Here is a 25,900-nt window from a genome sequence, read left to right as displayed (position 1 = left end):
ACTCTATCAGACTCTTTCGTGTCCGATTCCCCGTCGGAGCGGGGTTCGCTTTCCAGTTCTTCGCTTTCGCGTTTCCCTTTCCGGCGGTTCCGACTTTATCAGAGTTATCTGAGTCGAATTTCCCGCCTCTCCGAGAGCGCTCCAGGCTTTTGATCGGCCGGGGCTTCCCCTTGAGGTGGAGCCGTAAACGTACTGGAGCGGGGGGCTTCGATGCAAATCGAAGGCCCCCCGCTCCGGACACGGGGTCAGATGTCCACCGTCAGACGGCAGTTGCCGGCGTCAGACCTCGACGACGACGGGGAGGATCATGGGGCGTCGGCGGTATGTGTCCGACACCCACTTGCCCACCGAGCGGCGCACGAGCTGCTGGAGCTGGTGCGGTTCGGCGACGCCGTCCGCGGCCGACTTGGCGATGGCGTCCACGACCTTGGGGAGCACGGCGGAGAACGCCGAGTCCTCGATACCGGAGCCGCGGGCCTGGAAGTGCGGGCCGCCGACGACCTTTCCGGTGGTGGAGTCGACCACCACGAAGACGGAGATGATGCCCTCGTCGCCGAGAATGCGGCGGTCCTTCAGGGAGGACTCGGTGACATCGCCGACCGAGAGGCCGTCGACATACACGTAGCCCGCCTGGACCTTGCCCACGATTCTGGCCTTGCCGTCGACGAGGTCGACGACCACGCCGTCCTCCGCGATGACGATGTGGTCCTTGGGGACCCCTGTCAGCGCGCCCAGTTCTGCGTTGGCCCGCAGATGGCGCCATTCGCCGTGGACCGGCATCAGGTTCTTCGGCTTGCAGATGTTGTAGAAGTACAGCAGCTCGCCCGCCGAGGCGTGGCCCGAGACGTGAACCTTGGCGTTGCCCTTGTGGATGACGTTCGCGCCCCACCTGGTCAGGCCGTTGATCACGCGGTAGACCGCGTTCTCGTTGCCCGGGATGAGGGACGACGCCAGGATCACCGTGTCGCCCTGGACGATCCGGATCTGGTGATCGCGGTTGGCCATGCGTGAGAGCGCGGCCATCGGTTCGCCCTGGGAGCCGGTGCAGACGAGGACGACCTCGTGGTCCGGGAGATCGTCGAGCGTCTTGACGTCGACCACCAGGCCGGCCGGGACCTTGAGGTAACCCAGGTCACGGGCGATCCCCATGTTGCGGACCATCGAGCGGCCGACGAAGGCGACTCTGCGGCCGTACTCATGGGCGGCGTCGAGGATCTGCTGGATGCGGTGGACGTGGCTGGCGAAGCTCGCCACGATGATCCGCTTCTGAGCGTTGGCGAACACCTGCCGCAGGACATTGGAGATGTCCCGCTCCGGCGGGACGAAGCCCGGGACCTCGGCATTGGTGGAGTCCGACAGCAGCAGGTCGATGCCCTCCTCGCCGAGCTTGGCGAAGGTGGGCAGGTCGGTGAGCCTGCGGTCCAGCGGCAGTTGGTCCATCTTGAAGTCGCCCGTGTGGACCGCCATGCCCGCGGGAGTGCGGATGGCGACCGCCAGAGCGTCCGGGATGGAGTGGTTGACCGCGACGAACTCGCAGTCGAACGGGCCGATGCGCTCGCGGTGCCCCTCGGTGACCTCAAGGGTGTACGGGCGGATGCGGTGCTCCTGGAGCTTCGCCTCGATCAGCGCGAGGGTCAGCTTGGAGCCGATCAGCGGGATGTCCGCCTTCAGCCGGAGCAGGAAGGGGACGCCGCCGATGTGGTCCTCGTGGCCGTGCGTGAGCACGATGCCGTCGATGTCGTCGAGGCGGTCCCGGATCGTGGTGAAGTCCGGCAGGATCAGGTCGATGCCGGGCTGCTCCTCCTCGGGGAAGAGGACGCCGCAGTCGACGATGAGCAGACGGCCGTTGTACTCGAAGACCGTCATGTTGCGGCCGATCTCGCCCAAGCCGCCGAGCGGCGTGACACGCAGGCCGTTCTTGGGCAGCTTCGGCGGGGCGCCGAGTTCTGGATGCGGATGACTCAAAAGACTCTCCTCACCACACGCGCCACGTACCGCTGAGGCACGTGGCGCGCATGACATTCGTGCACTTGCTGTTGTCTGTGTGGACCGATTTCTCGGTGTTGCTCTGCCTTCGCGTATTCAGTTGTGAAGTCCGTGGTCAGAGCTGTACCCCACCGGCCGCGAGATCGATCTTGAGCTGTGCGGTTTCGTGCTCCGTCAGCTCGACGAGCGGGAGGCGCAGCGGTCCGGCCGGCAGCTTCTGCAGGGTGAGCGCGGCCTTGGAGGTGATGACACCCTGCGTACGGAACATTCCGGTGAAGACCGGGAGCAGCTTCTGGTGGATCTCGGTGGCCTTCTGGACGTCACCGGTGAGGTGGGCGTCGAGGAGCTCGCGCAGCTCCGGGGTGACCACATGGCCGACGACGGAGACGAAGCCGACGGCACCGACCGAGAGCAGCGGGAGGTTGAGCATGTCGTCGCCCGAGTACCAGGCGAGGCCGGAATTGGCGATGGCCCAGCTGGCCCGGCCGAGGTCGCCCTTGGCGTCCTTGTTGGCGACGATACGTGGGTGCTGCGCGAGACGGACGATCGTCTCGGTGTCGATGGGGACGCCGCTTCGGCCGGGGATGTCGTAGAGCATGACCGGCAGGCCGGTCGCGTCCGCGATGGCGGAGAAGTGCCGGAAGAGGCCTTCCTGCGGCGGCTTGTTGTAGTACGGCGTGACCGCGAGCAGGCCGTGTGCGCCGGCGCGCTCGGCCGCGCGGGCCAGTTCCAGGCTGTGCCGGGTGTCGTTGGTGCCGACACCGGCGACGATGTGGGCCCGGTCTCCGACCGCCTCCAGGACAGCCCGTACGAGCTGGTCTTTCTCCGCGTCACTGGTGGTCGGCGACTCACCGGTGGTGCCGTTGAGTACGAGGCCGTCGTTGCCTGCGTTCACCAGATGGACGGCGAGCCGCTGAGCACCGTCGAGGTCGAGTGCGCCGTCCGCCGCGAAGGGCGTGACCATGGCAGTGAGGACCCGGCCGAAGGGGGTCTGCGGAGTGGAGATCGGAGCCATGGGTAACACGCTACTCGCTGCTCAGCCCACCGCGCCCCTTTGGGGGACTGGACAAAAGGAGCCCGGCACTGCCTGCTCGGGGGTTCAAGCAGTGCCGGGTCCGTTTGATCAGCCTAGATGAACTTCTCGAAACGCCGCAATACGGACACTTGGCTCGGCTGACCGTACATCTGTACCCGAGGGCCGCTCCGGGCGGCCCGGGACAAGCCCTCCGAGCGGCCCTGATGCCACTGCGGGAGGGGCGCCGGGGGTCCGTCGGACGGGCCCTACGGAGCGATACGGCCGTTGGCGTTGAAGGCCGCGTGAGTGAGGGGCATGAGCTTCGCCCAGTGCTCCTCCATCCGCTCTCCGACCATCTCGATCTCCCGCTGCGGGAAGGACGGGACCTTCGCCTGTTCATGCTGGGTGCGCAGACCGAGGAAGTGCATCAGCGAGCGCGCGTTGCAGGTGGCGTACATCGACGAGAAGAGGCCGACCGGCAGGACCGCGCGGGCCACCTCGCGGGCCACGCCCGCGGCCAGCATCTCCTGATAGGCCTCGTACGCCTGCCGGTAGGAGTCCTCCATCGCCCGGCTGGTCAGCTCCTGCTGCTCCGGGGTGCCGTCGACGAACACGTACTTCCCGGGGCGGCCCTCCTGGACGAGCTTGCGCGAGGCGTCGGGAACGTAGAAAACCGGCTGCAACTCGCGGTAACGGCCCGATTCCTCGTTGTAGGACCAGCCCGCGCGGTGCCTCATGAACTCGCGGAACACGAAAATCGGGGCGCTGATGAAGAAGGTCATCGAATTGTGCTCGAAGGGACTTCCATGGCGGTCCCTCATCAGGAAATTGATGAGCCCCTTCGACCGCTCGGGGTCCTTCGACAGCTCTTCCAGGGACTGCTCGCCTGCGGTGGAGACGCGCGCGGCCCACAGCACATCGGAGTCTCCCGCAGCGTGTTTCACCAGGTCGACGGTGACATCGCTGCGGAAACTCGGCTTGGTCTCGGTGGGGGTGTCGCTCACCGGCGGGGTCCTTCCATTTCACGTCGCTCGGGCGGCGCCCACTCTACGGCGCGGCACTGACAGCACAGGACCGGACAAGCCCACCGACGTTTATCGGTCAGTTCCGGGAATGCGGGCACCGAACGGCGCTGTTGTTCGTCTCACTGGGTAGCAGCTGACACCCCAGCAGCGTTCCATCACGAGATCGCAAGGAGAGCCGCTCCATGTTCCGCCGGCGAGAGGCCGTCCCGTTCGCATTCGTCGCCGAGGCCGACAGCTTCCGCAGTAACGTCACTCCCCCGCCCAAACACCGCGCCAGCAGGACCGACGTCGTCGGCCGGACGCTGATCGGGCTGGTCATCGCGGCCGGATTCGCGGGCTCGCTCCTCTTCGGGCTGCCGGCACTGGACACGAGCCAGTCGTCCGGTCACGCGCAGCAGTCCGAGGCATCCCAGGACCGCTGACTCGTCCGGCCCCCCTCGGGTGGTCCGGGCGGGGCCTGATCGGTAGCCTCACCGGGCACAGCAATCGAGCGTGCTTGTGAGTGAGGATCAGTCGTGCCCCTGCCCTTCCTGACGGCCGACCGGCCTTTTGACGCGACCACCGATGATGTCGCGTTGCCGTTCGACGATCACGACAATTGGCGGCGTCCGTACCGCCCCGGCCCCTGGCGGGTGGCGGCGGCCGCGCTGCTTCTGCTGCTCGCCTCGTTCATTCTGATCACGGCGATGATCATCGCCTTCGCGGGTGCCCTGCCGGGTGCCGCCACGTGTCTGGCTGTCGCCCTGCTGGCGATCGCCGCCTCGCTGCGCATACTGCGGATGGGCGCCTGGGTGAGCCGGCACGGAGTCCGGCGGGTGGGACTGCTCAGGACCGGCACCACGCCCTGGGACCGGATCACCGCCGTCCGTACCGTCCAGCAGCCTGTGCGCTGGCTCGGGCTGCCGCGCACCGTTCAGGGGCAGGCGCTCGTGCTCGTACTCCGGCAGGGTGAGCCGTTGCCGCTGCTCACCGATCACAACGCGGACTTCCTGTCGCGTGCCGAGGCCTTCGGGCGGGCCGCCGACGCGGTCGAGGTCTGGGGCGACGAGTACCGCACCGACTGACACCCGGGCCGGCACCTCCGGGTGCCGGCCGGAGACGAGTGGGGCCCGGCTGTCTGTCAGCCGGGCCCCACTCATGTCCGTACCGCTCTCAGGCCCGTACGGGTCTGCCGTCGTGGAGCGCGATGGCCCGCTGCATCGCCTTCCGTGCCCGCGGGGTGTCCCGGGCGTCGTGGTACGCGATCGCCAGCCGGAACCAGCAGCGCCAGTCGTCGGGGGAATCCTCCGTCTGCGCGCGGCGCTCGGCGAAGACGGCGTCCGCGGAGGCCCGGTCGATGCGGCCGCCGGGCGTACGGGCCAACTCGTCGACCGGCAGGCCGCCTTCGGCGTCCAGTTCCGTGGCGAGCCGGTTGGCGCGCTGGACGAACTGGGTGTTCTTCCAGAGGAACCAGACACCGATGACCGGCAGGATCAGCACGGCGACACCGAACGTGACGGTGAGCAGTGTGCCGTGCTGGATCAGCAGCACGCCTCGGCTGCCGACCAGGACGAAATAGAGGACCAGGACGGCGGCCGTGACACAGTAAGTGATCTTCGCGCGCATGGACGTCAGCTCAGATCCAGGAAGTGTTCCAGGCCGAACGTGAGGCCGGGGACGGAGACCACGCGGCGCACACCGAGCAGGATGCCCGGCATGAAGCTGCTGTGGTGCAGGGAGTCGTGGCGGACGGTGAGGGTCTCGCCCTCGCCGCCGAGGATGACTTCCTGGTGGGCGAGGAGGCCCCGGAGGCGTACGGAGTGCACCGGCACGCCGTCGACGTCGGCGCCCCGGGCGCCGTCCAGCGCGGTGACCGTGGCGTCGGGCTGCGGGGCGCTGCCCGCTTCCTCGCGCGCCTTGGCGATCAGCTGGGCGGTGCGGTGGGCGGTCCCGGAGGGCGCGTCGGCCTTGTTCGGGTGGTGCAGTTCGATGATCTCGACCGACTCGAAGTAACGGGCCGCGGTCTCGGAGAACTTCATGGTGAGGACCGCGCCGATGGAGAAGTTCGGTGCGATCAGCACGCCCGTCTGCGGGGAGGCGGCCAGCGAGGTGTGCAGCTGCGCGAGCCGTTCGTCGGTCCAGCCCGTGGTGCCGACGACCGCGTGGATGCCGTGGCGTACGCAGAAGTCGAGGTTGCCCATCACCGAGGCGGGCGTGGTCAGTTCCACCGCGACCTGGGCGCCGGCGTCCACGAGGGTCTCCAGCTTGTCGCCCCGGCCGAGGGCCGCGACCAGTTCCAGGTCCTCGGCGGCCTCGACGGCTCGTACGGCCTCGGAGCCGATACGGCCGCCTGCTCCGAGAACGGCCACGCGCAGCTTGCTCATTGCTCTGTTTCCTTCAGCGTCGGGGTGCGGCGTCGGGTGTGCGGCCCGGTCAGCGGGAGACCGCTTCGTCGAGGCGGGCCGCCTGCTTGTCCTTGAGCGGTCCGATGACCGACAGCGAGGGACGCTGTCCCAGTACATCGCGGGCGACCGCGCGTACGTCGTCCGGGGTGACGGCGGATATCCGCGCCAGCATCTCGTCGACGGACATCTGGGCGCCCCAGCACAGCTCGCTCTTGCCGATCCGGTTCATCAGCGCGCCGGTGTCCTCCAGGCCGAGGACGGTGGAGCCGGAGAGCTGGCCGACGGCGCGGCCGATCTCCTCGTCGCTGAGCCCCTCGGTGGCGGCGCGGTCGAGTTCGTCGCGGCAGATCTTCAGGACGTCGTGGACCTGGCTGGGCCGGCAGCCGGCGTAGACGCCGAACAGCCCGCAGTCGGCGAAGCCCGAGGTGTACGAGTAGACGCTGTAGGCGAGGCCGCGCTTCTCCCGTACCTCCTGGAAGAGCCGGGAGCTCATCCCGCCGCCGAGCGCGGTGTTCAGGACGCCGAGTGCCCAGCGGCGCTCGTCGGTGCGGGCCAGGCCCGGCATGCCGAGGACGACATGTGCCTGCTCGGTCTTGCGGTTGAGCAGTTCGACACGGCCCGCGGCGCGGACGGACCGGCTGCCTTCGCGGGGCGCGACGGGAGTGGCGTCCGTACGGGAGAGGGCGCCGGCCTTCTCGAAGGCCCGCCGGACCTGACGTACCACCGTGGCGTGGTCGACGTTGCCCGCGGCCGCGACGATCAGGTGCGTCGGGTCGTAGTGCTTCTTGTAGAAGCGGGCGATCTGGTCGCGGTCCAGGGCGTTGATGGTGTCGACGGTGCCGAGGACCGGCCGGCCGAGGGGGGTGTCGCCGAGCATGGTCTCCGCGAACAGGTCGTGCACGCAGTCGCCCGGGTCGTCCTCGGTCATGGCGATCTCTTCGAGGATGACACCGCGCTCGGCGTCGACGTCCGCGGCCTCGATGAGCGATCCGGTGAGCATGTCGCAGACGACGTCTATGGCCAGCGGCAGATCGGTGTCGAGCACCCGGGCGTAGTAGCAGGTGTACTCCTTCGCCGTGAAGGCGTTCATCTCGCCGCCGACCGCGTCGATGGCGGAGGAGATGTCGAGGGCGCTGCGCTGCCGCGTGCCCTTGAAGAGGAGGTGTTCCAGGTAGTGGGTGGCGCCGTTGAGGGTGGGCGTCTCGTCACGGGAGCCGACCTGTACCCAGATGCCGAAGGTCGCGGAGCGCACCGACGGCAGGGTTTCCGTGACGACGCGCAGGCCGCCGGGGAGGGTCGTACGGCGTACCGTGCCGATCCCGTTCTCGCCCTTGAGCAGGGTTTGGGTACGGGCGACGGCCCGCGCCTCCGAGGAGGTGCGGGCCGTCGTCCTGGAGCTGGATGTCACTTGGAAGCGTCGTCCTTCGCGTCCTCGGACTCGGCGGACTCCTCGTCCTCCATCACGGGAATGAGGGAGAGCTTGCCGCGCTGGTCGATCTCGGCGATCTCGACCTGGACCTTCTGGCCCACGCCGAGCACGTCCTCGACGTTCTCCACGCGCTTGCCACCGGCGAGCTTGCGGATCTGCGAGATGTGCAGCAGTCCGTCCTTGCCGGGCATCAGGGAGACGAACGCGCCGAAGGTGGTGGTCTTGACGACCGTACCCAGGTAGCGCTCGCCGACCTCCGGCATGGTCGGGTTGGCGATGCCGTTGATCGTGGCGCGGGCGGCCTCGGCGGCCGGTCCGTCGGCGGCACCGATGTAGATGGTGCCGTCGTCCTCGATCGTGATGTCGGCGCCGGTGTCCTCCTGGATCTGGTTGATCATCTTGCCCTTGGGGCCGATGACCTCACCGATCTTGTCCACCGGGATCTTGACGGTGATGATCCGCGGGGCGTTCGGGGACATCTCGTCCGGGACGTCGATGGCCTCGTTCATCACATCGAGGATGTGGAGGCGGGCGTCGCGGGCCTGCTTCAGCGCGGCGGCCAGGACCGAGGCGGGGATGCCGTCGAGCTTGGTGTCGAGCTGGAGCGCGGTGACGAAGGTCTTCGTACCGGCGACCTTGAAGTCCATGTCGCCGTACGCGTCCTCCGCACCGAGGATGTCGGTGAGGGCGACGTAGTGCGTCTTGCCGTCGATCTCCTGGGAGATCAGGCCCATGGCGATACCGGCGACGGGGGCCTTGAGCGGCACACCGGCGTTCAGCAGCGACATGGTGGAGGCGCAGACCGAGCCCATGGACGTCGAGCCGTTGGAGCCCAGCGCCTCAGAGACCTGGCGGATGGCGTACGGGAACTCCTCGCGCGTCGGCAGCACCGGCACGATGGCGCGCTCGGCGAGCGCTCCGTGGCCGATCTCGCGGCGCTTCGGCGAACCGACGCGGCCGGTCTCACCGACGGAGTACGGCGGGAAGTTGTAGTTGTGCATGTAGCGCTTGCGGGTCACCGGGGAGAGGGTGTCCAGCTGCTGCTCCATGCGGAGCATGTTGAGGGTGGTGACGCCCAGGATCTGGGTCTCGCCACGCTCGAACAGCGCCGAGCCGTGCACGCGCGGGATGGCCTCGACCTCGGCGGCGAGCGTACGGATGTCCGTGACGCCACGGCCGTCGATACGGACCTTGTCCTTGATGACGCGCTCGCGGACCAGGGACTTCGTCAGCGCGCGGTACGCGCCGGAGATCTCCTTCTCGCGGCCTTCGAACTGCGGGAGCAGCTTCTCGGCGGCGAGCTCCTTGACGCGGTCGAGCTCCGCCTCGCGGTCCTGCTTGCCGGCGATGGTCAGCGCCTGGGCGAGCTCGGAGCGGACGGCCGCGGTCAGCGCCTCCAGGACGTCGTCCTGGTAGTCGAGGAAGACCGGGAACTCGCCGGTGGGCTTGGCAGCCTTGGCGGCGAGGTCGGCCTGGGCCTTGCAGAGCGCCTTGATGAAGGGCTTCGCGGCTTCCAGACCGGCGGCGACGATCTCCTCGGTGGGAGCTTCGGCGCCGTCCTTGACGAGCTGGATGGTCTTCTCGGTGGCCTCGGCCTCGACCATCATGATCGCGACGTCGCCGTCCTCCAGGACGCGGCCGGCGACGACCATGTCGAAGACGGCGTCCTCGAGCTCGGTGTGCGTCGGGAAGCCGACCCACTGGCCCTTGATCAGGGCGACACGGGTGCCGCCGATCGGGCCGGAGAAGGGCAGGCCCGCCAGCTGCGTGGAGCAGGAGGCGGCGTTGATGGCGACCACGTCGTACAGGTGGTCGGGGTTGAGCGCCATGATCGTCTCGACGATCTGGATCTCGTTGCGCAGGCCCTTCTTGAAGGAGGGGCGCAGCGGGCGGTCGATCAGGCGGCAGGTGAGGATCGCGTCCTCGGAGGGCCGGCCCTCACGGCGGAAGAAGGAGCCGGGGATCTTGCCGGCCGCGTACATCCGCTCCTCGACGTCCACCGTCAGGGGGAAGAAGTCGAGCTGGTCCTTGGGCTTCTTGGAAGCGGTGGTGGCCGACAGCACCATGGTGTCGTCGTCCAGGTACGCCACGGCGGAACCGGCGGCCTGCTTGGCCAGCCGGCCCGTCTCGAAGCGGATGGTGCGGGTGCCGAAGGTTCCGTTGTCGATAACGGCCTCGGCGTAGTGGGTCTCGTTCTCCACTAGTGATTTCTCCTCGTCTTCGTCCGGTGCCCGTGTGGCAGGGGACGTGGCGGAGAAGCGCTCCTTGGTGCGGGCCGGTCTTCGATCGAAGCACCCGGGGCGGCCTGCGTGGGCCGCGCCTTTCCGGGCGCCACTACCGAGGACCGGCGGCGGCGGAGGTCGCTCCTCCTCTTCAGTTGTGCTCTTCAGTGCACGTCAGTTGTGCTCTTCAGTTCTTCGCACGTCGGTTGTGCTCTTCAGTTGTGCCTGTGCGACCAGGTTACTGAGCTTCGCCTCAGGATGACATTCCGGTCGTCCCGGGCGGGGCGCCCGATACCCGCATACGCGAAAGGAGCGGCCCCCTGGAGGTGGGAACCGCTCCCTTCACGGTGTCTTACTTGGCACCGCCGGCCGCACCGCGGCGGATGCCCAGGCGGTCGACCAGCGCACGGAAGCGCTGGATGTCCTTCTTGGCCAGGTACTGCAGCAGCCGGCGGCGCTGACCGACCAGGATCAGCAGACCACGACGGGAGTGGTGGTCGTGCTTGTGGGTCTTGAGGTGCTCGGTCAGGTCCGAGATCCGGCGCGACAGCATGGCGACCTGGACCTCGGGGGAGCCGGTGTCACCTTCCTTGGTGCCGAAGTCGGTCATGATCTGCTTCTTCGTAGCGGCGTCGAGCGACACGCGTACTCCTCGTGAGTCTTCTTGGCCACCGAGTGCCCCAGGTCGAATACTCTGGGGAGCTTCCGTTACTCGGGAGGCGGGGATCCGCTGGGCGCTGACCGCAGAGCCGGTGGCTCCGGGATCACGTACACAAACGGCCGTCGCCCAGGGTACCAGCCACCAGGTGGGCGGCCGACCGTCCCCCATCGCCCGTACAGAACAGCTAGCTCGTCATCGCGCGGGCCTTGCTGAAGACATCGAGCACGGCGAGGCAGAGCGGCACCAGGGAGAGCAGCACCGCGCCCTCGGTGAGATCGAGCAGCCTGCCCCAGAAGGGCGAGAGGCCCTTGCGCGGGATGACCAGGCCGATCGCGGTGATCAGGGCGGCGCCCGCGGCGATGCTCGCGGCGAGCCAGATCGTACGGATGTCGAGACCGCCGCGGTCGCCGTAGATCAGGAGTTCCTTGACCAGGTCGGCGGGCGGGTTCAGGGAGAGGCCGAGGATCAGCAGCGCGACCGCGGAGATGCCCGCGACCAGGACGCTGGCGACCTGCGAGGTGTAGCGGAAGAGGCGGGCGCGCATCAGCATCGCGAGGCCCGCGGTCAGGGCGAGGATCTGGCCCCAGATGTTGTCCGAGAAGCCGAGGACGGCGGCGGCGCCGATGACGACCGCCGAGCAGCCGGCGACCAGGCCGAGGAGCATCTCGTGGCCGCGGCGTGCCTGCGCGGCGATGCGCTCGGCGTCGACGGGTTCGGCGTCGGGGCCGGCGTTCGGGTCGTCGAAGGTGTCGTCGTACTCGCCGTCCGCGGCGGAGCGCAGGGAGGCATAGCCGATGGGCAGCCGGGCGAAGCGGGCCGAGAGGCCGGGCAGGAAGGCGACGATGCCGATGGCGACCGGGGCGCAGACGGCGGCGGTGCCGGTGGCCGAGGCCTCCGTAAGGATCATCACGAAGGTCGCGAGGGTGCCGACGGTGGCCAGGAAGGTCGCGGCGACGAAGGGCGCGTCACCGCTCGGGGTGAGGGCGACCAGCGCGACGGACGCGATCAGCACGACGACGCAGCCGAGCAGGAACTGGAGCCGGCCGGGTCCCTGGCCCGCGTCGGGGCCGATGATCCCGGAGCCGCCGATCAGCAGCAGCGGCAGCGCGCCGAGGCCGAGGCCCACGGCGGTGGCGCGGTCCGCGTACACCCGGGCCCGTACTCCCGCGAAGGCCGTCAGCAGCAGTCCGCCCGTGCCCGCGATGATGCCGGGCAGGCTGTGCATGTCATGGCGGACCGGGTCGGCGAACCACAGGACGAAGCCCATGAGGACGAGCAGCAGCACACCGCCGACGAGGCCGGCGCCGCGCAGCAGGTCGTCGCTCCACAGATGACGGTCGCGTTTGACGGCGGAGGCGACGGCGTCCGAGACGTCGTCGAAGACCGCGGGCGGCAGGGACTCGGCGAAGGGGCGCAGGCTGAGCACTTCGCCGTCGAGCACCTGCTGGGCGGAGAGCGTACGGGCGCCTTCGAGGACGGTGCCGTCGCGCCGCACCAGGTGGTAGCCGGTGGGTGTGCCCGCCGACTGGGTCTGGCCGGTGAGCCGCAGGATCTCCGGGTAGACGTCGGCGACGGCGATGTCCTCCGGGAGGGCGACATCGATTCTGCTGTCCGGCGCCACGACGGTGACGCGGCAGAAGCCGGTCGCTGCGGTCGTACTCACGTGTCTGGTCCCCCTGATTCGCGGTTGCGCACGATGCGCGCGTCACCCTACCGGGATGCGTGGAGCAGGGCTGCAAGTAGGATCGCCGTCGCGCGGAGGGAGACCGTCGCCACGGGGGCGTCGGTACGGAATTGCCCGTCCGGCTTGAGGGATTGATGCGCCGGTGAGCCAGATTGTCGTCAAACGCCCACCACGGTCCCTTCCGCCGGAAGTGCCCACGGATGCGCTGACCTTGGAGTCCCCGCCCGAACTGCCCCGCGGGCAGCAGGAGGGCATGCTGATGCAGGTCCTGCCGGTTCTCGGCATGGGCTCGTCGGTGGTCTTCTTCTTCTCGCCGACGGCGCCGCCGATCATGCGGATCATGGGCGTGCTGATGCTGTTCTCAACGCTCGCGATGGTCATCGCGCAGGTCGTCAGGTTCCGTCGCGGTACGCAGGGGCAAATTGCCGATGTGCGGCGGGACTACCTCAAGTACCTGGCTCAGTCGCGGCGTACGGTCCGCAGGACGGCGCGTGCGCAGCGCGACGCCCAGCTGTATCTGCACCCCTCGCCCGAGCAGCTGTGGTCGGTCGTGGCCGAGGGCTCGCGGGTGTGGGAACGGCGCGTCGGTGACAAGGACTTCGGGCAGTTGCGGATCGGGCTGGGCGCGCAGCAGCTGGCGACGCCGCTGGTCGCTCCGGAGACGGCGCCGGTCGATGAGCTGGAGCCGCTGTGCGCCGGGGCGATGCAGCAGTTCCTGGCGGTGCACGGCTCGTTGGACGGGCTGCCGATGGCCGTGTCGATGCGCGCCTTCTACCACGTGACGGTCTCCGGCGAGCAGGACTCCGCGCAGTCCGCGGCGCGTGCGATGGTCGCGCAGCTGGTGACGCTGCACTCCCCCGAGGATCTGATGGTCGCGGTGGTGGCGTCACAGCGCTCGGCCGCGCGCTGGGACTGGACGAAGTGGCTGCCGCACACGCAGTTGCCGGGGCAGGTCGACGGTGCCGGTACGAAGCGGCTGTTCGGGGACGACCTCGGAGAGCTGGAGCTGCTGCTGCACAGCAGGCTGGACGGGCGGCCGCGGTTCGGCCGGGACACCCAGCCGGTGCTGGACCAGCCGCACATCGTCGTCGTACTGGACGGCGGGATGGTGCCGCCGGACTCGCTGTTCGCGGCGGCCGAAGGTTTGCAGGGCGTGACGATCGTGGAGGTCGTGTCCGGGGAGCTGGACGAGCCGCGGGGCGGTCTGTCCGTGGTCGTCCGGCCGGGCAGGCTGTGGCTGGAGTCCGGTGCGGGCCTGGCGTACGAAGGCGTCCCGGACGGGATCTCGCTGCCGGCCGCCGAGGCGCTCGCGCGGCAGCTGGCGCCGCTGCGGACGGGTGGCGGCGACGAGGACGAACCGCTGCTCGCCAACCTCGACTTCACGGATCTGCTGAATCTGGGCGACGCGGCGGCGGTCGACGTGGCCCGTACCTGGCGGCCGCGGTCGACGGCCGAGCGGCTGCGGGTGCCGATCGGTGTCGGCGAGGACGGCCAGCCGGTGATGCTGGACCTCAAGGAGGCCGCGCAGGAGGGCATGGGACCGCACGGGCTGTGTGTCGGCGCGACCGGTTCCGGAAAGTCGGAGCTGCTGCGCACCCTGGTGCTCGGGCTCGCGGTCACCCACTCCTCGGAGACGCTGAACTTCGTCCTCGCGGACTTCAAGGGCGGCGCGACCTTCGCCGGCATGTCGCAGATGCCGCACGTGGCGGCGGTCATCACCAACCTCTCGGACGACCTGACCCTGGTCGACCGCATGGGCGACGCGATCCGCGGTGAGCTCCAGCGCCGCCAGGAGCTGCTGCGCTCGGCGGGCAACTACGCCAATGTGCACGACTACGAGAAGGCGCGGGCGGCCGGCGCCGCGCTGGAGCCGCTCGCCTCGCTCGTTCTCGTGATCGACGAGTTCTCCGAACTGCTCACCGCGAAGCCCGACTTCATCGACATGTTCATCCAGATCGGCCGGATCGGCCGTTCCCTGGGTGTGCATCTGCTGCTCGCCTCGCAGCGTCTGGAGGAGGGCAAGCTGCGCGGGCTCGACACGTACCTCTCGTACCGGGTCGGTCTGCGGACGTTCTCGGCGGCGGAGTCGCGTACGGCGCTGGGGGTGCCGGACGCGTACCACCTGCCGTCGGTGCCCGGTTCCGGCTACCTCAAGTTCGGTACGGAGGAGATGACCCGCTTCAAGGCGGCGTACGTCTCGGGCACGTACCGCACGGGCGGTCCCGACCTGTCGATCGGGGCGCTGAACATCGAGCGGCGGCCCGCGCTGTTCACGGCCGTGCCGGTGCCGGTGGTGTACGCGGCGCCGGACCCGCTGGCCGGGGCCGCGCCCCGCGCCTCGGAGGACGACGCGCTCGCCGACACCGTGCTGGATGTCATCGTGCGCCGGCTCGACGGGCAGGGGGTGCCCGCGCACCAGGTGTGGCTGCCGCCGCTGGACGAGGCGCCGACGCTGGACCAGTTGCTGCCCGGTATCGCGATGACCGCGGACCGCGGGCTGAGCGCGACCGAGTACAGCCGTCCGGGCGGGCTCACCGTGCCGCTCGGCCTGATCGACAAGCCCTTCGAACAGCGCCGTGAGGTGCTCTACCGGGACTTCTCGGGCGCGGCCGGCCATATGCTCGTCGTGGGCGGCCCGCAGTCCGGCAAGTCGACGCTGATGCGGACGCTGATCTCGTCGTTCGCCCTCACCCACACCCCGCACGAAGTGCAGTTCTACGCGCTGGACTTCGGCGGTGGCGGTCTTTCCTCGCTGTCGGACCTGCCGCATGTCGGCGGTGTCGCGTCCCGGCTCGACCCCGAGCGGGTCCGGCGCGCGGTCGCGGAGGTGCTGGGGGTGCTGAACCGGCGCGAGGAGTTCTTCCGCTCGAACGGCATCGACTCGATCAGCACCTACCGGCGCAAGCGCGCGGCCGGTGAACTGCCCGGCGAGGCCTGGGGAGATGTCTTCCTGATCATCGACGGCTGGGGCGGTTTCAAGAACGACTACGACATGCTGGAGCCGGTGATCTCCGACATCGCGGCGCGCGGTCTCGGTTACGGCGTCCATGTCGTGATCACCGCCGCCCGGTACATGGAGGCGCGCGCGGCGCTCAAGGACCAGATGCTCGGCCGGCTCGAACTGCGGCTCGGTGACGTCATGGACTCCGAGTTCGACCGCAAGGTCGCCGCGAACGTCCCGCCGGGGGTGCCGGGCCGTGGCCAGGTGCCCGAGAAGCTGCACTTCATGGGCGCGCTGCCGCGTATCGACTCGGTGAGCCGGGCCGCGGATCTCTCCGACGGTACGGCGTCGTTCGTCGGGGCGGCCAGGGAGAGCTGGACGGGTCCGGCCGCTCCGACCGTACGGCTGCTGCCGCGCAAGCTGCCCGCCGAGCAGCTGCCCAAGGGGTTCGAGTACCCGCAGCACGGCATCGCGATCGGTATCGACGAGACCAACCTGGAGCCGGTGTTCATCGACTTCGAGACCGACCCGTTCTTCATGATCTTCGGCGAGAGCGAGTCGGGGAAGACGGGGCTGCTGCGCCTCATCGCCAAGCAGATCTCCGAGCGTTACACGCCGGAGCAGGCGCGGATCGTGGTCGGTGACTACCGGCGCTCGATGCTGGAGGCCGTACCGTCCTCGCATCTGCTGGAGTACGCGCCGATGGCGTCGGCCATGCAGATGCACATGGACGCCATCGGCACGGTGATGGAGAAGCGGGCGCCCAAGCCGGACATCACTCCGCAGCAGCTGCGCGACCGCAGCTGGTGGAGCGGTCCGCAACTGTTCGTGCTCATCGACGACTACGAGCTGGTCGCGACCAACTCCGCGAACCCGCTGGCCGTTCTGGTGGAGAACCTGCCGTTCGCCCGTGATGTGGGTATCCGCTTCATCGTCGCGCGCAACGCGGCCGGTGCCTCTCGTGCGATGTATGAACCGTTCATGCAGAGGATGAAGGAACTCGGTGCACAAGGTGTGATCTTGTCCGGAGATCCCGGAGAGGGTGACATTCTGGGCAACGTCCGGGCCCGCCCGATGCCCCCGGGACGAGGCACGTTCGTCTCCCGCAAGCGCGGCGCACCCCTGGTGCAGCTGGGCTGGATGCCGGACCGGTAGACGGCGTACGTACCGATGGCCACGTGGACGACCTGCACGAAGGTCCACGTGGCCGACGGCGTACGAGGGACGACATGAACGTCAGTGCCGACGACACGAACGTCAGTGCCACGGCATACACACACCCGCTGGAGTCACTGTGAACGAGGAGAAGGACGGCCGTCCGGTCCCCGCGCTCACCGAGCAACTGCGTGCGCAGGCACGGCGGGCCCCGGGAACCTGGCTCTACTCGATCGACCCCGCGTACGATCCCGCCGGTTCCATACCGCCCCAGGCAGTCATCGGAGCCTGGCAGGTCGATGAGCACGGTGAGCCCGGGGCCTTCAACCACAACCCCGACTACCGTCCCTCACCGGTGACTCTGGGCTTCCCACAGCCCACCGACCGGGCGGACGCGGCGTTGCAGCTGGCGGCCACCGGACACGGACCGGACGACGCGGTGCTCGACGCGCTGGTCGAGGGTGTGCTGTATCTCGTACCGCACGAGGGGACGGACCTCGCGGTGTACACGGACGCGGAGGGTCCGTTCGTACCGGTGCTGACCGATCCGCGGCACGCGCCGCCCACTGTCCCGCGGCTACGGCCGGTGGGCTGTGCGGATCTGCTGCGGGCTCTCCGGGCCGATATGACGGTCAAGATCAACCCGGGCAGCCGGGTCTCCGTACGTATTCCGAGTGCCGACCTCCGGGCCGCACTGGCGCGGCGCGGCTGACGAGCAGGGACGCCGCAGGAACGACAACACGCACAGCTGAACGACAACACGCACGACAACGGGGGAAACATGACCTTCAGCGAGGAGTGGGGCCGGCTGCGCGCCGAAGCCACCGAGCGGATAAGCCGGGGCGGTACACCACCCCCTGCGGGCGCGGGCCGACCGGAGCCCTCGGGCCCACCCGAGCCGGAGATGGACGCGGCAGCCGTTCAGGACGCCCGCGAGGCCGTCCTGGAGCGCCTGGCCCATTTCCGCAGTACGGCGGTGCTGGTGCCACTGGACGCCAAGGGCGGCCTGTGGACGGCCGACTTCGGCGGGATCAGCTGGATCTGCGCCTTCGCCGACGAGACCGCGCTGGCCCGGTTCGCCGAGTCCCAGGGCGATACGGAGCGGGAGTGGCCGTACCGCGCGGTGCTCGGGGCGCGGCTGCTCGACGAGGTGATACCGGCAGTCACGTTCCCCTGTGGAGTGGCGCTGAACGCCGGGAGCTCCGACGGGGCGATGTTCCCGCCGGTCAAGGGGATCGTGCCGGACACGGCGGCGGTCGACAGCGGTACGTACGGAGGCCCGGCGTACCAGGGGAATACGGGGGATGCGGTATGACGGGGCAGGATCCGGACCTCCAGGCGTCCGAGGGCGCGCTGGGGCAGATCGCCAAGGGCATCACCGGCACTCTGGCCGAGCTCAAGGAGCTCGGCATGGTCGGTGAGGCGAGCATGGGCCGGGGGTTCTCCGACCTGGCGCTGAGCGGCATGGAGACCGGACACGAGGGGCTCACGTCCACGCTCAAGAGCTTCTGCGAGCGCTGGGAGTGGGGCGTGCGCTCGCTCGTGCAGGAGGGCAACGTGTTCGCGGCGGACGTCGGCCTGTCGGCGGGTGTCTTCCACGAGCAGGAGCAGTATCTCCAGGGCAGCTTCAAGATCATGACGAACGCGGCGATGGGCAATCCGTACGCGACCGAGGACGAGATCCTGAAGAAGGACTGGGGCGAGGTGCTCTCCGACAACGCGTACACGCAGATACGCGACGCCGACTACAGCGCCGAGTCCTTCCAGGAGGCCCGCGACAACAGCGTCCAGGCGTGGAAGAACACGGCGTGGGACGTCAGTACCGCCACCATGACACCCACCTCCGGCATCGTCGACGCCGCCGGGCTGCGCGATGAAATGAACGACTCGATGCGTGAGACCTTCGGTCCGTCCCCCGAGGAGCAGGAGAAGGCCGCCGAACAACGGGGAGGCCAGGGCTGATGGGCATCGGAGATCTCGTCGACGGCGGCAAGGACCTGCTCAACAAGGGCCTGGGCAAGCTGGAAGAGGGCGTCGACGCCGGAAAGAAGGCGCTCGGCGAGGGCATCGACTGGACCACCGACCGGGTCGGTGACGGGCTGGAGTACGTCGGCGCGGACGACTGGGCGGACAGCGTCGAGGACTGGGGCGACGACGCCGCCTCGGACCTCGGCGCCTCGGTGCGCGAACAGCAGTTGGGGCAGACCGAGGAGGCCAACGAGCTCATCCACGGCAAGCCCGACAAGATCCGCGCGAGCGCGGGCCATATGAAGGACTTCTTCACCGCGCTCGACAGCGTCGGTCAGGGCATGAAGAAGCTCGACTCGGCGCACTGGAAGGGGACATCGGCCGACGCGTTCCGCGAGAAATTCGCGATGCATCCCCCCAAGTGGCTGCATGCGGCGGACGCGTGTGAATCGGCCGGCAAGGCCCTCACCACGTACGCGTCGACGGTCACCTGGGCCCAGGGGCAGGCCAAGGAGGCGATCGCCCTCTACAAGAAGGGCAAGGAGGCCTCCCAGAAGGCGGTTGACGCCTACAACAAGAAGATCGACACGTACAACGCTGACGTCAAGGCCGACCGGGACCCCGGTCCGGTACCGGAGCCGTTCAGCGACCCCGGCAAGAAGGACCGTGACGACGCCCACGACATCCTGAAAGAGGCCCGCAGGCAGCGTGACGAGGCCGCCGGCACGGCGCAGAAGGCCATCGACGCGGCGATGGCGCACGCACCGAAGGAGCCGCCGCCGCTGGACCGGGCGGGCGCCATGTATCTGGACGGCATGGGCGCGTTGTCCGTGGAGACGGCCCATGTGGTGGGCGGCGTCGTCAAAGGCGCGGCCGGCATCGTCAACTTCGCCCGCGGTCTCAATCCGCTGGACATCTACAACATCACGCATCCGGCCCAGTACGCGCAGAACGTCAACATGACACTGGCCGGACTCGTCTCGACGGCGGCGCATCCGGAGCGCATACCGGCGGCGCTGATCGACAGTTTCAAGAAGGACCCGAGCGAAGGGCTCGGCCGGCTTCTTCCGGAGCTGATCGGCACGAAGGGGCTCGGTACCGTACGGTCCGGCGTCCGGGTCGCGGCCAAGGAGGGCGCCGAGTCGGCGGTCCAGAAAGGGGTCACGAACGCGGCGAAGGACGGCGCGAAGGACTGGAGCGATATCGCGCAGACCAGCAAGGGCGTCTCGGAGAAGGCGATCCACGCGGATTCCGTCCCGGCGGGTAAGGCAAGGAAATTCCTTGAGGACCAGTTCCCGTGGCTCAAGGATCTCAACAACACCGGGAAGGCCGGATACACACAGAACTGCACGTACAACGTGGTCACCGTCGAACGTCGACTAGACGGCGTGGAAGTGTCCGCAGCGCCACGGCCTCAAGCGGGCCCGATACCCTTCGAAGAACTCGGTGTGAAGAACTCGGCATTCACACAGGTCCACAGTTATGACGACATCGTCCGCGACCTCAGCGCCCGGGGGGACGGGGCGCGAAGTGTTGTCTACATCGCTCGTGGCGACAACACCGCACATGTCTTCAACGCTGTGAAAACGGATCACGGGGTGGTGTTCCTGGACGGGCAGTCAGGATCACTCGCGAAACTCGAATCCAGCAACATAACCCAAATCGCCCATATCCCCACCCGCTAGCACGACAGGACTCAGGAATGCTCTCCCGAACCGATGCCGTCGAGGCAGCTCGCCCCTTCCTCAGGCAGGCCTTCGCCTACGAGTCGGCATACACGATCGTCCTGCAGCCGGAATTGAGTGAGGAACATCCCATCGCCTGGCTGGTCAGGTTCGACTCGCAGGAACACCTCGACACCGGCGACATCCTGCGCGCACCGATGACGCGCGTCGTGATCGTGCCGAAGGATGGCTCACCTGTGCACTTCCCGCCCACACACCTGCCTGTCGACGAGTACCTCAGGCAGCTCGTATCCGGCGAGTGGCCGCCGACCAAGGACCAGTGAACGATGTCCGACCCCCAACACCTGGCACAGCAATGGCTCGACGCCACCTACCGCGGCCTCGTCGAGCTGGCCTCGCCCGGCCCGGTCGCCCAGGACGCGCACACCTGGCTCTTCGCCTGCCGTACCCGGCCTCAGCCCGGCTACCCCCGTACGCCGATGCTCGCCGCGTCCGTCGCCGTACCGAAGAACGGCATGCCGCCGTTCCATCCAGCCGCGAACGACCCGTGGGGTGACCTGACCGCGTTCGGCCAGGCGCCGTCGCCGCGTGATCCCGCCGAGCAGTCCCGTCGGCTCAACGCGCGCGGCTGTGTGGTGACCGTGTCGGCCGCGCTGAACGGCGGTCCCGCGAGCCCGCTTCCCTGGTCGCCCGCGCACGAGGCACCGGGCTGGTGGGAACTGCTGCTGAAGCACTACTTCCCCGGCGCCGAGCAGCTGTCCTGCACGAGCTGGGACGAGGTGATCGCCGCCGCCCAGGAACCCGGGCCCGGTACCGGGGGTGTGGTGTGGGTACGGCGAGAGATCGCCGGCCAGGAGGTCAGCGGACATCTGCTGTCCGTACACAACAAGGACGGCCAGGTCGTCCTCCTGGACGGCATGACGGGTGGTCTCGCTCGGCTGGACACCGCGGGCGTAAGCTCGCTGACCTTCGCCCGGACTCGGCCTGCCGGCACAGAGCCCGCCCCCGACCCCGTACAGCAGCCCGCCGAAGACCTCCGTACGGCCGTCGAGAAGGCGCAGGCGTGGCTGCTGCGCACCTACGACGAGCCGGTGGAGCTGGTGGATCCCGACCCGGCCGACGAGATGGCACGGGGCTGGCTGTTCGCCTGCGAGACCCGGGAGTTCCGCAACGGGGGCGACTGGTCGCGGGCCATGCTCGACGCGGCGGTGGTCGTGCCCAAGGACCGGGGCGAGCCGTTCTGTCTGCCCAACTCGGCGCCCTGGGCCTGGCTCGACGCGTGGAACAGCGGCGCAGAGCCGGGCGACGGTGCGTTGTCGCTCCCGCCGCGACCCGGCGCCGCGTCCTGGCTGACGCCGACCCTGCGTGAGCTGGGGAAGCCGGTCACTGTCTCGGAACACACCGGCTGGGACACGCTGCTGGACGCACTGTCAGCGATGCCGGTCGGGGCCCGCGCACTGGTCTGGGTGCGCCGGCGGGACGCGCGCGGGCGGGAGTCGGTGGGGCTGCTCCTCACCGGATTCCGCTCGGAGCAGGGAACCGGACTGGTCGACGGCGGGGCGGATCCGATCACCGATCTCCAGGCCGTCGGCGCGCACGGTTTCCGGTTCATCCGTTATCGCTGACACGCCTTCCGGCAGGTCGGCGCCCCAGTACTCTGAGAGCCGTAGCTCGTTCGTAACACCCCCGGGAGGGACTGCGCCGATGGCTGACGCAAGCGAGAAGGAACGTCAGAAGGATGAGTTGTACGCGCTCGACATCAGCGGTGTCGAGTGGCAGGGCGCACCCGGCACGAGCCCGGACGAGGAGCGCGTCGAGATCGCCTATCTGCCGGAGGGGGCCGTCGCGATGCGGTCGTCGATCGACAAGGAAACGGTCCTGCGCTACACGAAGGCGGAGTGGGACGCGTTCGTTCTGGGCGCGCGGGACGGCGAGTTCGACCTGAAGTAGCCGCTGGGTGGTCCGACGACGAAGGGGGTGTCCGCCGTGGCGGACACCCCCTTCGGGCCGTAAGGGATGAGCTCGATCCCCGGATCAGCCCATGTTCATACGGAAGCGGGCGGCGTTGCCCTTGTCGGTGTCCTGGTAGCCGATGACCGACTCGTCGAGCAGGCGCGCGATCCGCTGGAGGTCCTGGTTCATGCCGGCCATCTCGCGGGTGAGCAGGTCCTGGCTCTCCCGGTAGGCGAGCTTGGCCTCACCGTCCCAGCTCTCGGCGACGCGGTTGACCTGCGACATCAAGGTTTCCAGTTCGGTGCTGAGCTGCGAGGCGGTCAGCCGGACGTCACCGGCCGCCTGGGTCACGGTGTCGTAGTTGACGGCAGTGGTCATGTCATGCTCCTCAAGACGGTGTTCAGCGCGAAGTGGTGGGCGGTGGCTCAGGCCATACCGAGGATGGCGCTCTGGCCGCCCGCGGAGTCATCCATCGTCCGGAAGGACTTGATGCGGTCCTGCTCCTGCTGCGTGAAACCGTCGGCACTCATCCGCATGGTCTCCTCAAGCTCGATCAGCTTGACGCGCATGTTCCGCAGACGCGTGTTGAGGCGCTCCTGGACCGCGTCGTACTCCTTGCTGGCCGCGCCCTGCCAGCCCGCCTGGATCCGGTCCACCACACCGTTGAGGGAGGTGATACGGCTCTGGAGCTCGTCGTGGAAAGTCTGGATCTTCCCGGCGAGGCCGACCTGCTCCTCGCTGGTTACATTCAGGTCCTTGTTCGACATCTTGCCCTTCTTCCTGTCGTACTGCCGGTGCGCTCCGAGGAGCGCGATGGACGGGAAGCATCTGGATGCCGCCCCCGTGTGGGACCACTCGCATGGTCCCGCTTGTCACTTTAGCCAGTTGGTACGACAGTTCCAACTGCAAAGTCAGCTGTGGAGACTTGATTCACGAGCCTCCCGCCGGGCCGCCTTGCGACGGTTGTCGCGGATGACCGTCGCCGTACCCGCGACAACCGCGACCAGTACCCCGCCGACACCCAGAGCGTAGGTGGCATAGCGCTCCGAACGCTCCTGTGGGGTCTCGGACATCGCCAGATGCGCGGGCTCGGGAGCCGGCGCCTTGGGCGGGCCCGGGTCGGGGCGCGGGGACTCGGGCGCGGTCGCGTCCTCGGTGAGGGCGCGGACCGGGTCGATCACGCCCCAACCGACGTAGTCGTCACGGCCGTTGATGCTGCGCTCGGCGGTCTGCTCGATCTGGGCGACGATCTGATGTGCTTCCCATGTCGGGTGTTTGGCGCGCAGCAGCGCGGCGACCCCGGCGACGTACGGCGCGGAGAAGCTGGTGCCGTCGTCGGAGCACTGGCCGTTGCCGGGAACGGTGGAGACCATGTCCACGCCCGGGGCCGCGACCCCCACGAACGTCCCGGCCTGGGAGAAGGGCGCGCGTTCGTTGTTGCGATCGGAGGAGGCGACGGCGAGGACGCCGTCGAAGGCAGCCGGATAGGTGTTCTTCAGCTTGCCGTCGATACCGTCGTTGCCGGCGGAGGCGATGACGACGATCTCCCGGTCGAGCGCCCGCCGCACGGCCCGGCCGAGTTCGGAGTCCGGCGCCAGGGGCTTCGTCGTGTCCTGGGAGATGTTGATGACGTTGGCGCGCTCGGCGATCGCGTGGTCGATCCCCTGGGCCATCGTCTTGTCGTTGCCGCTGTTCTTCTCGTCGTTCTGCCGGATCGGGATGATCGTGGACTCGGGCGCGATCCCCACGAATCCGGTGCCCGCGCGGGGGCGCGCCGCGATGATCCCGGCGACCTTGGTTCCGTGGCCGACCCTGTCGTCCGTGCCGTCGGCGGGCTTGCCCTTCTCCATCTTCTTGGCCAGGATCTCGGTCCCCGCGGATGTGTCGACCGCCCCCTTGAGCTGGAGGTTGGCGTTGTCCACTCCGGTGTCGATGACGGCGACACGTACGCCCTTGCCCTTGGTGTCCTGCCACAGCTCGTCGAAGAGCACGCGCTGAAGGGCCCACGGGATGCCCGCTATCTGCTTCTTCATGGGGAAGGAGCACTCGCCGCTCCCGTCGGTCACCAGGGCCGGGAGGGGCGCCCGGCGCGGCTCGTCCGCGTACGCGGCCGGGGGCAGGGCTGTGAGGCCGGCCAGAGCCGTGGCACAGGCCAGCACAGTGGTTTTACGGGTCGCGGACTTGACGCTCGGCATCATCGCGCTCCCCTACGAACCCTGGGGCTGGCGGGCGCCGTTGGTGTCGAGCCGGGGGCCCTTGGACAGGAACTCCGACCAGGCGATCGGGATCACGCGCGGAGTGACCTTCTCGTAGCCCAGCCGTATCTGTGCCTCGCTGGGCTCGGGACGGCCGTCCTGCTGCTTCTGCTGGTCGCCGGTACCGATGTCCGAACGGGCCGCGTCGCTGTCGCCGTTGGCCTGGACCGCGTACCGCAGTCCGGTGTCCGTGACCAGGAAGAGCGATCCGTCGGGGCTGGACTGGTTGCCCTGGACCTGGGTGTACAGCAGTCCGCTGCCGGGCGTGACATATGTGCTCGTACCGCCGGCGGTGATGTCCGCGGGGTAGGTCGTGCCGGCCCAGGTGGACAGGGTCGTACGGCCCTTGTCGTCGACCTTGCGCAGCACGCTGCACACCGTGTCCCGGGCGCCTTCGCCCTGGACGGCGTTGATCTGGAGCGGCTTCTCCTCGGGCCAGTCGGTCGTCCCGTTGAAGGAGTCGGTCTCGGGCGCGAACGACTGCGCGTCCACCGTGGTCGCTTCGCCCCCCATGTTCAGATCGTCGGTCTGCGGGGAGTTGATCAGCAGCCAGGCGGTGAAGTCCGACACCGGCTGGACCTTGCCCCGCAGTACGACGTAGTGCTGCGGCCCCGATCCTGTCTGGGCGCGCAGGACCATGCCGACGCGGTCCTGCTGCGGGGAGAGGCCGCCGCCGACGCCCGCGTCCTCGCCGACCTCGCCGGGGACCACCGGGAAGTCGACGGGGTTGCCGGTGTGCAGAGTGGCCAGCCAGTCGTCGGTGACGGACTGCGGCTCGGTCCTGACGAGCGCCCGGGTCAGGTTGTCGCTCGACGTGTCGGGCAGCTGGTACTTCTTGCCGTCCGCGTCGACCAGGAAACGGTCGCCCTTCTGGCCCTTGACGTACAGCATGTGGCCACCGGTCAGCCGCTGCTTCCCGTCCGTCTTGGCGAAGTCGCGGTCGGCGAGGACGAAGGCGGCCTTCTGGACGCTGCTGCCCTTGCCGCCGCCCGGCTGCTCACAGACGGCCCACCGCTTGAACGTGCCGGCGTCCTTGTCGGCGGGCAGCCGGTCGGGAGCGTACGGAATGCCGAGGATCGGGCCGCGCGGGGGCTTGCCCGCGTCCAGGATCTTGTCCGGGACCTGAATGACCTTGCTCTGCTGCGGAGTCAGCAGCAGGCGGGCGGAGGCGAGGTTCAGCACCGGGTGGAGCAGGGTCTCCTTCGCCTTGCCCTTGCCGGAGGACAGCACGACGTAGCGGGTGGTGGAGTCCTTGGCCACGATGACGTTGGTGCCCGCCTTGGCCCAGTCCTTGGGCGCGGTGGGCTTGAACATGCCCCAGGCCGCGAAGCCGGCCAGCACGAGCGCGCCGACGATCAGACTCGGAACGACCGCGCGCAACGGTCTGGGCGCCCCCTCCTCCGTGCCCGAGGGCGAGGGTTGAAGGAAAGCTGCCACCGTGCGCTTCTTCGCGAAGGTGTACGCGTTGAGCTCATCCCGCCGTGATGCCATGAGTCCCCATCGGTGAAAAAAGGCTCGGTCTCCCCCCAGGGGCAGG

The 25,900-nt window shown here is 68.8% G+C and carries 23 protein-coding genes; 10 read left to right on the top strand and 13 right to left on the bottom strand.

Annotation, left to right across the window (positions count from 1 at the left end; translation table 11 throughout):
* Nucleotides 1–279: 279 nt before the first annotated feature.
* The 3 genes from ACIQD6_RS35045 to thyX form a co-directional block, all read right to left on the bottom strand.
* Nucleotides 280–1,965, bottom strand: a complete 1,686-nt coding sequence (locus tag ACIQD6_RS35045) for a ribonuclease J (RefSeq protein WP_401890790.1) — start codon at nucleotides 1,963–1,965, stop codon at nucleotides 280–282.
* Between the two features lie 136 nt (nucleotides 1,966–2,101).
* Complete coding sequence (dapA, locus tag ACIQD6_RS35040; protein ID WP_401890787.1) at nucleotides 2,102–3,001, bottom strand: 4-hydroxy-tetrahydrodipicolinate synthase; 900 nt, start codon at nucleotides 2,999–3,001, stop codon at nucleotides 2,102–2,104.
* A gap of 266 nt (nucleotides 3,002–3,267) precedes the next feature.
* Nucleotides 3,268–4,005: an FAD-dependent thymidylate synthase gene (thyX, locus tag ACIQD6_RS35035; RefSeq protein ID WP_401890784.1), complete on the bottom strand. Its 738-nt coding sequence runs from the start codon at nucleotides 4,003–4,005 to the stop codon at nucleotides 3,268–3,270.
* A 203-nt stretch (nucleotides 4,006–4,208) separates the two neighbouring features.
* On the opposite strand from thyX, the gene ACIQD6_RS35030 reads away from it, so the two are divergent.
* Together ACIQD6_RS35030 and ACIQD6_RS35025 are read left to right on the top strand one after the other, a co-directional pair.
* Nucleotides 4,209–4,448 (top strand): hypothetical protein, encoded by a 240-nt coding sequence (locus ACIQD6_RS35030; RefSeq protein ID WP_401890782.1) that lies wholly within the window; start codon nucleotides 4,209–4,211, stop codon nucleotides 4,446–4,448.
* A gap of 93 nt (nucleotides 4,449–4,541) precedes the next feature.
* Nucleotides 4,542–5,090: a PH domain-containing protein gene (locus ACIQD6_RS35025; protein ID WP_401890779.1), complete on the top strand. Its 549-nt coding sequence runs from the start codon at nucleotides 4,542–4,544 to the stop codon at nucleotides 5,088–5,090.
* 88 nt (nucleotides 5,091–5,178) lie between these two features.
* On the opposite strand, the gene ACIQD6_RS35020 is transcribed toward ACIQD6_RS35025, so the two are convergent.
* From ACIQD6_RS35020 to eccD, 6 genes are all read right to left on the bottom strand, one after another.
* Nucleotides 5,179–5,631 (bottom strand): hypothetical protein, encoded by a 453-nt coding sequence (locus tag ACIQD6_RS35020; RefSeq protein WP_401890777.1) that lies wholly within the window; start codon nucleotides 5,629–5,631, stop codon nucleotides 5,179–5,181.
* 5 nt (nucleotides 5,632–5,636) lie between these two features.
* Nucleotides 5,637–6,389 (bottom strand): 4-hydroxy-tetrahydrodipicolinate reductase, encoded by a 753-nt coding sequence (gene dapB, locus ACIQD6_RS35015; protein WP_401890774.1) that lies wholly within the window; start codon nucleotides 6,387–6,389, stop codon nucleotides 5,637–5,639.
* 49 nt (nucleotides 6,390–6,438) lie between these two features.
* Complete coding sequence (locus ACIQD6_RS35010; RefSeq protein WP_401890772.1) at nucleotides 6,439–7,818, bottom strand: M16 family metallopeptidase; 1,380 nt, start codon at nucleotides 7,816–7,818, stop codon at nucleotides 6,439–6,441.
* The gene (locus ACIQD6_RS35005; RefSeq protein WP_401890770.1) at nucleotides 7,815–10,040 is read right to left on the bottom strand and encodes a polyribonucleotide nucleotidyltransferase; all 2,226 of its coding nucleotides are present in this window, start codon (nucleotides 10,038–10,040) and stop codon (nucleotides 7,815–7,817) included. The genes ACIQD6_RS35010 and ACIQD6_RS35005 overlap by 4 nt, the downstream gene beginning before the upstream one ends.
* 373 nt (nucleotides 10,041–10,413) lie before the next feature.
* Nucleotides 10,414–10,704, bottom strand: a complete 291-nt coding sequence (gene rpsO, locus ACIQD6_RS35000) for a 30S ribosomal protein S15 (protein WP_401890767.1) — start codon at nucleotides 10,702–10,704, stop codon at nucleotides 10,414–10,416.
* A gap of 202 nt (nucleotides 10,705–10,906) precedes the next feature.
* A complete protein-coding gene (gene eccD, locus ACIQD6_RS34995) occupies nucleotides 10,907–12,385 on the bottom strand; it encodes a type VII secretion integral membrane protein EccD (protein WP_401890765.1) in 1,479 nt (492 codons plus the stop codon).
* A gap of 163 nt (nucleotides 12,386–12,548) precedes the next feature.
* Here eccD and eccCa point away from each other — a divergent pair, with 163 nt between their 5' ends.
* From eccCa to ACIQD6_RS34955, 8 genes are all read left to right on the top strand, one after another.
* A complete protein-coding gene (gene eccCa, locus ACIQD6_RS34990) occupies nucleotides 12,549–16,502 on the top strand; it encodes a type VII secretion protein EccCa (RefSeq protein ID WP_401890763.1) in 3,954 nt (1,317 codons plus the stop codon).
* A 139-nt stretch (nucleotides 16,503–16,641) separates the two neighbouring features.
* Entirely contained in the window at nucleotides 16,642–17,214 is a 573-nt protein-coding gene (locus ACIQD6_RS34985; protein WP_401890760.1) for a type VII secretion system-associated protein, read from the top strand.
* A gap of 69 nt (nucleotides 17,215–17,283) precedes the next feature.
* On the top strand, nucleotides 17,284–17,817 hold the full coding sequence (locus tag ACIQD6_RS34980; protein WP_401890758.1) for a hypothetical protein: 534 nt from the start codon (nucleotides 17,284–17,286) through the stop codon (nucleotides 17,815–17,817).
* Nucleotides 17,814–18,464: a hypothetical protein gene (locus ACIQD6_RS34975; RefSeq protein ID WP_401890756.1), complete on the top strand. Its 651-nt coding sequence runs from the start codon at nucleotides 17,814–17,816 to the stop codon at nucleotides 18,462–18,464. The genes ACIQD6_RS34980 and ACIQD6_RS34975 overlap by 4 nt, the downstream gene beginning before the upstream one ends.
* Nucleotides 18,464–20,155 (top strand): putative T7SS-secreted protein, encoded by a 1,692-nt coding sequence (locus ACIQD6_RS34970; protein ID WP_401890753.1) that lies wholly within the window; start codon nucleotides 18,464–18,466, stop codon nucleotides 20,153–20,155. Before ACIQD6_RS34975 ends, ACIQD6_RS34970 begins: the two co-directional genes overlap by 1 nt.
* Nucleotides 20,156–20,172: 17 nt before the next feature.
* Nucleotides 20,173–20,478 (top strand): YrhB domain-containing protein, encoded by a 306-nt coding sequence (locus ACIQD6_RS34965; protein ID WP_401890750.1) that lies wholly within the window; start codon nucleotides 20,173–20,175, stop codon nucleotides 20,476–20,478.
* Nucleotides 20,479–20,481: 3 nt separating this feature from the next.
* Nucleotides 20,482–21,780, top strand: coding sequence for a YrhB domain-containing protein (locus tag ACIQD6_RS34960; protein WP_401890748.1), 1,299 nt, complete (start codon nucleotides 20,482–20,484; stop codon nucleotides 21,778–21,780).
* Between the two features lie 79 nt (nucleotides 21,781–21,859).
* Nucleotides 21,860–22,105: a DUF397 domain-containing protein gene (locus ACIQD6_RS34955; protein WP_401890745.1), complete on the top strand. Its 246-nt coding sequence runs from the start codon at nucleotides 21,860–21,862 to the stop codon at nucleotides 22,103–22,105.
* 84 nt (nucleotides 22,106–22,189) lie between these two features.
* Here the strand turns inward: ACIQD6_RS34955 and ACIQD6_RS34950 are convergent, their stop codons facing one another.
* The 4 genes from ACIQD6_RS34950 to eccB form a co-directional block, all read right to left on the bottom strand.
* A complete protein-coding gene (locus tag ACIQD6_RS34950) occupies nucleotides 22,190–22,486 on the bottom strand; it encodes a WXG100 family type VII secretion target (protein WP_401890742.1) in 297 nt (98 codons plus the stop codon).
* Nucleotides 22,487–22,533: 47 nt separating this feature from the next.
* A complete protein-coding gene (locus ACIQD6_RS34945; protein WP_401890740.1) occupies nucleotides 22,534–22,875 on the bottom strand; it encodes a WXG100 family type VII secretion target in 342 nt (113 codons plus the stop codon).
* A gap of 144 nt (nucleotides 22,876–23,019) precedes the next feature.
* A complete protein-coding gene (mycP, locus tag ACIQD6_RS34940; protein ID WP_401890737.1) occupies nucleotides 23,020–24,306 on the bottom strand; it encodes a type VII secretion-associated serine protease mycosin in 1,287 nt (428 codons plus the stop codon).
* Nucleotides 24,307–24,315: 9 nt separating this feature from the next.
* Nucleotides 24,316–25,854: a type VII secretion protein EccB gene (eccB, locus tag ACIQD6_RS34935; RefSeq protein ID WP_401890734.1), complete on the bottom strand. Its 1,539-nt coding sequence runs from the start codon at nucleotides 25,852–25,854 to the stop codon at nucleotides 24,316–24,318.
* Between the last annotated feature and the right edge of the window lie 46 nt (nucleotides 25,855–25,900).

The sequence above is a fragment of the Streptomyces sp. NPDC088400 genome (assembly GCF_044753355.1).
GTDB lineage: Bacteria > Actinomycetota > Actinomycetes > Streptomycetales > Streptomycetaceae > Streptomyces.
The sequence above is the reverse complement of the archived record's forward strand: the minus strand, read 5'-3'. Positions and strand labels throughout refer to the sequence as shown.

Bases quoted from the DNA above. Each gene is read 5' to 3' on its own strand.
- ACIQD6_RS34965 (WP_401890750.1), top strand. From the start codon at position 20,173: ATGCTCTCCCGAACCGATGCCGTCGAGGCAGCTCGCCCCTTCCTCAGG.
- mycP (WP_401890737.1), bottom strand. From the start codon at position 24,306: ATGATGCCGAGCGTCAAGTCCGCGACCCGTAAAACCACTGTGCTGGCC.
- ACIQD6_RS34960 (WP_401890748.1), top strand. From the start codon at position 20,482: ATGTCCGACCCCCAACACCTGGCACAGCAATGGCTCGACGCCACCTAC.
- ACIQD6_RS34980 (WP_401890758.1), top strand. From the start codon at position 17,284: ATGACCTTCAGCGAGGAGTGGGGCCGGCTGCGCGCCGAAGCCACCGAG.
- eccB (WP_401890734.1), bottom strand. From the start codon at position 25,854: ATGGCATCACGGCGGGATGAGCTCAACGCGTACACCTTCGCGAAGAAG.
- ACIQD6_RS35030 (WP_401890782.1), top strand. From the start codon at position 4,209: ATGTTCCGCCGGCGAGAGGCCGTCCCGTTCGCATTCGTCGCCGAGGCC.
- ACIQD6_RS34950 (WP_401890742.1), bottom strand. From the start codon at position 22,486: ATGACCACTGCCGTCAACTACGACACCGTGACCCAGGCGGCCGGTGAC.
- ACIQD6_RS34970 (WP_401890753.1), top strand. From the start codon at position 18,464: ATGGGCATCGGAGATCTCGTCGACGGCGGCAAGGACCTGCTCAACAAG.
- dapB (WP_401890774.1), bottom strand. From the start codon at position 6,389: ATGAGCAAGCTGCGCGTGGCCGTTCTCGGAGCAGGCGGCCGTATCGGC.
- ACIQD6_RS34945 (WP_401890740.1), bottom strand. From the start codon at position 22,875: ATGTCGAACAAGGACCTGAATGTAACCAGCGAGGAGCAGGTCGGCCTC.
- ACIQD6_RS34975 (WP_401890756.1), top strand. From the start codon at position 17,814: ATGACGGGGCAGGATCCGGACCTCCAGGCGTCCGAGGGCGCGCTGGGG.
- dapA (WP_401890787.1), bottom strand. From the start codon at position 3,001: ATGGCTCCGATCTCCACTCCGCAGACCCCCTTCGGCCGGGTCCTCACT.
- ACIQD6_RS34955 (WP_401890745.1), top strand. From the start codon at position 21,860: ATGGCTGACGCAAGCGAGAAGGAACGTCAGAAGGATGAGTTGTACGCG.
- ACIQD6_RS35020 (WP_401890777.1), bottom strand. From the start codon at position 5,631: ATGCGCGCGAAGATCACTTACTGTGTCACGGCCGCCGTCCTGGTCCTC.